Here is a 3,928-nt window from a genome sequence, read left to right on the forward strand (position 1 = left end):
GAAAGGAGGTAATTGTTCAATGAGTTATGCAGATCAAAAGGGAACAAAGGCGCCATCCATTCAATTAAAAGGGATCTTATGGGGAATTCTCCCGCTTATTTTGTTAATTGCCATAATCGCAACGATTGCCAAAGTAGGTACTGGCATAGAAAGTGAACCTGCAGCGCCGATTGAAGTCTTGAACGTTGAGAAGATCACGCTTAATGATGATGGCATTCAAGTGAAGGTTCTGAACTCCGGCCCTGAGGAAATAACGATTGCTCAAGTTGTTGTTGACGGAGCTTTCTGGAATGCGGAGTTCTCACCAAGCGATTCCTTGAAACGATTCGAAAGCAGTACGATCAATATTCCATATCCGTGGGTGCAAGGGGATCCGCATGAAGTCAAACTCATTACGTCAAATGGCTTGATTTTCACAGGTGAGGTTGCAGCAGCAGCTGCAACGCCAAAGCCGACAGGAAAGCTTTTTGCCCAATACGCATTAATTGGATTTTATGTCGGGGTCATTCCTGTAGGGTTAGGTCTATTATGGTATCCGTTCCTACGCCGGTTCTCCGTGAAAGGCATGCATGTCATTCTTTCCTTGACGATAGGACTCTTATTTTTCCTTGTCATTGATACTTTCGAGGAAGGGTTTGAAATGGCTGCAAAAGCTCCTGGTGTGTTCCAGGGAACTGGCTTAGTATGGTTTGGCGCACTTCTCAGCTGCCTATTCTTGATCGCTGTTGATCAGTCTAATGATCGCAAATTAAGCAGCAGAACGCTTGAGGGAAGCCGAGTATCCAGGAAAATTGCGACTGGCATTGGATTGCATAATTTTGGCGAAGGACTTGCAATTGGATCAGCATTTGCAGTTGGAGAAGCGGCGTTAGGCACTTTCTTGATCATTGGTTTTACCCTTCACAATATTACAGAAGGCGTCGGAATCGCTGCTCCATTGCTGAAGGATCGTCCTAACTTGAAGACCTTTGTTACGCTAGCCTTAATAGCAGGTGGTCCAGCTATCATCGGGACTTGGGCTGGCGGATTCATTTTCAATGATACTTTGGCCGCATTATTCTTCGGGATCGGTGCTGGGGCAATTCTTCAAGTCATTTATGTTATTTCCAAAATGATCCTGAAAGAATCCGAGAAGCGAAGCTTGTCACCAGTTTCTTGGTTGAATTTTGGAGGATTAACGGCAGGGATTCTCATTATGTATGTCACAGCGCTTATGGTGAAATTTTAATAAACGAAGGATAGAAAGTAGGTGCTCATCATGTTTTCAGGCATTGGCGTTTCAGGTGTTATCATAATTGCCGTAGTTGCGTTATTGTTGTTCGGACCTACGAAACTTCCACAATTAGGTCGTGCATTCGGCACTACGATCAAGGAGTTTAGACAAGGAACGAAGGGGTTATTAGAGGAAGATACCACAGAGAAACAAAAAGGTGAATAAGAAGTCAGGCCAATCCACAACAGCGGATTGGTCTTTTTTTGATGAGAAAGGTAAAATGATGGGGTATCGAAGTGAAAGTAAAGGACCGATGATCAGGATGAAAATGGAGATAGAAGATAAGACGATTGAATTTCATGTTTCATATGGGGTTAGAAAAAAAATATCGATTCAAATCGATAGTACAGGCTATATGACCGTTAAAGCTCCTAATGATACAAGCCAGGAGACCATTATGAGCCTTGTAAGACAGCATGGGAAACAGATCGTGGAGAAGTTACAACTCATTGAGAAATCGAAAGAGACCATTCGAACAAAAGACTATCAAGAGGAAGGGAAATTCCTCCATCTTGGGAAATATCATTTTCTCCATGAGTTAATTGAAACTGCCGGACGAAGTGAAGATGAATTGAAAGTGAATCTTAAGAAGTTCTACTTCTCAAGCTRCAAGAAGATCATAGCCGATCGCATCAAGATCTATCAAACACAATTAAAGGTCAAACCAAAAGCGATTGAAATCGAGGAATCTAGCACCAAATGGGGAAGCTGCTCCTCGGATAAAAAATTAACCTTTAATTATCGCTTAGCGATGGCTCCGATCGATGTGATTGACTATGTCATTATCCATGAGTTATGCCATCTCACCCATATGAATCATGATCGCTCCTTCTGGAGGCGTGTAGGCAGCATTATGCCAGATTACAAGGTGAAGGAAGAGTTCCTGGCCAGATATGGACAAGCTATGACGCTATAAGTTATGCAAAGTATAAACTGTCGTCCGGACGAATTCGGCTTCAGTTTTTTTGTTTTTGTGCACGTAGGGAGCGCCACCGCAGCTCTTTACATAAAAAGGAAAGATAATTGTAAAAAAGCTCGGGATATTGCAAATCTATCTGTTTGAAAATATGTTAAGTTAAAAACACGCAGCAAGAAAGGGGAAGGAGGTAACGCGGTGCGTCACCAGGCAACGAGGCTGCTGGCTTTGTTTCTGTACTAACTCGGAGCGTTAGCAGAATATCCACGGAGTAGAAACGAATATGAGAATAGGAGATTACCGATGAAAAAAGTAATAGGGTTACTTATGGCTGTTATCTTATTTGCATGTACGCTGAATATGCCTATGAATGCTCGTGCTGCAGATCCAATTCTGGATGGACATGGATTAATGGGCGATTTCTTTAAATGTGTGCCTAATCCTGATAATCGAACAGATATCAACGTATTCAAATTCGATGATCTGCGTGGATCACGAGCTATCGGCAATCTGAATGGGGATTCTTTTGCCAGTATTTTTAATCAATTTTCTGGCACACCTGATTATAATACGGCACGTTTTACAGGAAGCATTGTTCCAACATACACAGAAGATTACACTTTCCATATGGTTGGAGATGACGGCTTTCGATTATGGATTAACGGACAACTGATCATTGACTTCTGGCAGCAAACGTGGGAGAAACCGCAAGACAGTATTCCCGTCTCATTGGAGGCAGGTAAACATTATGATATCAAAGTTGAATATTTACAAGGCTGGGGCGGCACATGGCTCAAGATGGAATGGGAAAGTGCAAGTCAGCAAAGACAAATCGTTCCAGAATCAGCCCTTTACTTGCCTTCGGATCGTACGCTGGTAACGAAAAAAAGTGAGTTGACCGCAGAAATTCAGAAGTTAGATTATTTAGCAGCCAATTTTGCAGATAAAGTAACAGAAAGTGATCGCAACAAACTCCAAGCAGCTAAACAGACAGCTTCAGAGTTGCTTAGCACGATTGATAACGCAGTAATGAATGATCGAGATAAGGTTGAAGCCTTAATAAAAGGAATTGAAAACGTATCCATAGCACGTTCTGTGTTTATGGAAGCGATGGGTGTGACAAGTTCTTCTATACATAACAAATTTAACAATCCGCTTTATCAAGGACAGGACCCATTTGTCACTTACAAAGATGGCTATTATTACTTCGTATCTTCAAGCAATCTAGACTCTGAGAATAAAGTGTATGTATCCAAGTCCCGGACCCTGACAGACCAAGGGGAGAAGAAACTGGTTTTTGATTCACAAGGCACTCAAACACGTATATTTGCTCCGGAAATCTTCTTCTTTGATGGCAAATGGTACATTTATTACTGTGCTGATTTGAAGGCATATGATTACAAGCATATGGCGACTGTTTTGGAATCCGTTACGGCTGATCCTCAAGGGTCCTATGTAGACAAAGGTGCTTTATATGCAGGTGAGAATGGTGTCTATAAGCAAGCGAACGATTTTACCGTTTTTGAAAATAAAGGGAAACTCTACGCCGTTTGGGGTACTCTAGGCTCCGGAGAACCAATCGGACCAGCTATTGCTCCGATGGATAATCCTTATACCATTACCGCTGACCGCTCGTTCTTGCCAGGTGGAGGCGGGGAAGGTCCTCGTGTCTTGCAGCGTGATGGCAAAGTGTTCATCACCATGTCAGAAGGCGACTATGCATCAGATGGATACCGGCT

4 protein-coding genes are annotated in these 3,928 nt (G+C 42.6%); all 4 read left to right on the forward strand.

Annotated features, from left to right (window positions below; translation table 11 throughout):
• Positions 1 to 19: 19 nt before the first annotated feature.
• Positions 20 to 1,228 carry a ZIP family metal transporter gene (locus AC1DUA_RS27475; RefSeq protein ID WP_477502792.1) on the forward strand — a complete coding sequence of 403 codons (1,209 nt, stop codon included), beginning with the start codon at positions 20 to 22 and terminating at the stop codon, positions 1,226 to 1,228.
• A gap of 30 nt (positions 1,229 to 1,258) precedes the next feature.
• Positions 1,259 to 1,438 carry a twin-arginine translocase TatA/TatE family subunit gene (locus AC1DUA_RS27480; RefSeq protein ID WP_477502793.1) on the forward strand — a complete coding sequence of 60 codons (180 nt, stop codon included), beginning with the start codon at positions 1,259 to 1,261 and terminating at the stop codon, positions 1,436 to 1,438.
• A gap of 97 nt (positions 1,439 to 1,535) precedes the next feature.
• A complete protein-coding gene (locus AC1DUA_RS27485) occupies positions 1,536 to 2,189 on the forward strand; it encodes a M48 family metallopeptidase (RefSeq protein WP_477502795.1) in 654 nt (217 codons plus the stop codon).
• A gap of 303 nt (positions 2,190 to 2,492) precedes the next feature.
• Positions 2,493 to 3,928, forward strand: a 1,436-nt coding sequence (locus AC1DUA_RS27490; RefSeq protein ID WP_477502794.1) for a family 43 glycosylhydrolase, incomplete at its 3' end; no start/stop codon positions are given.

Source organism: Paenibacillus sp. 01T422 (assembly GCF_056398785.1).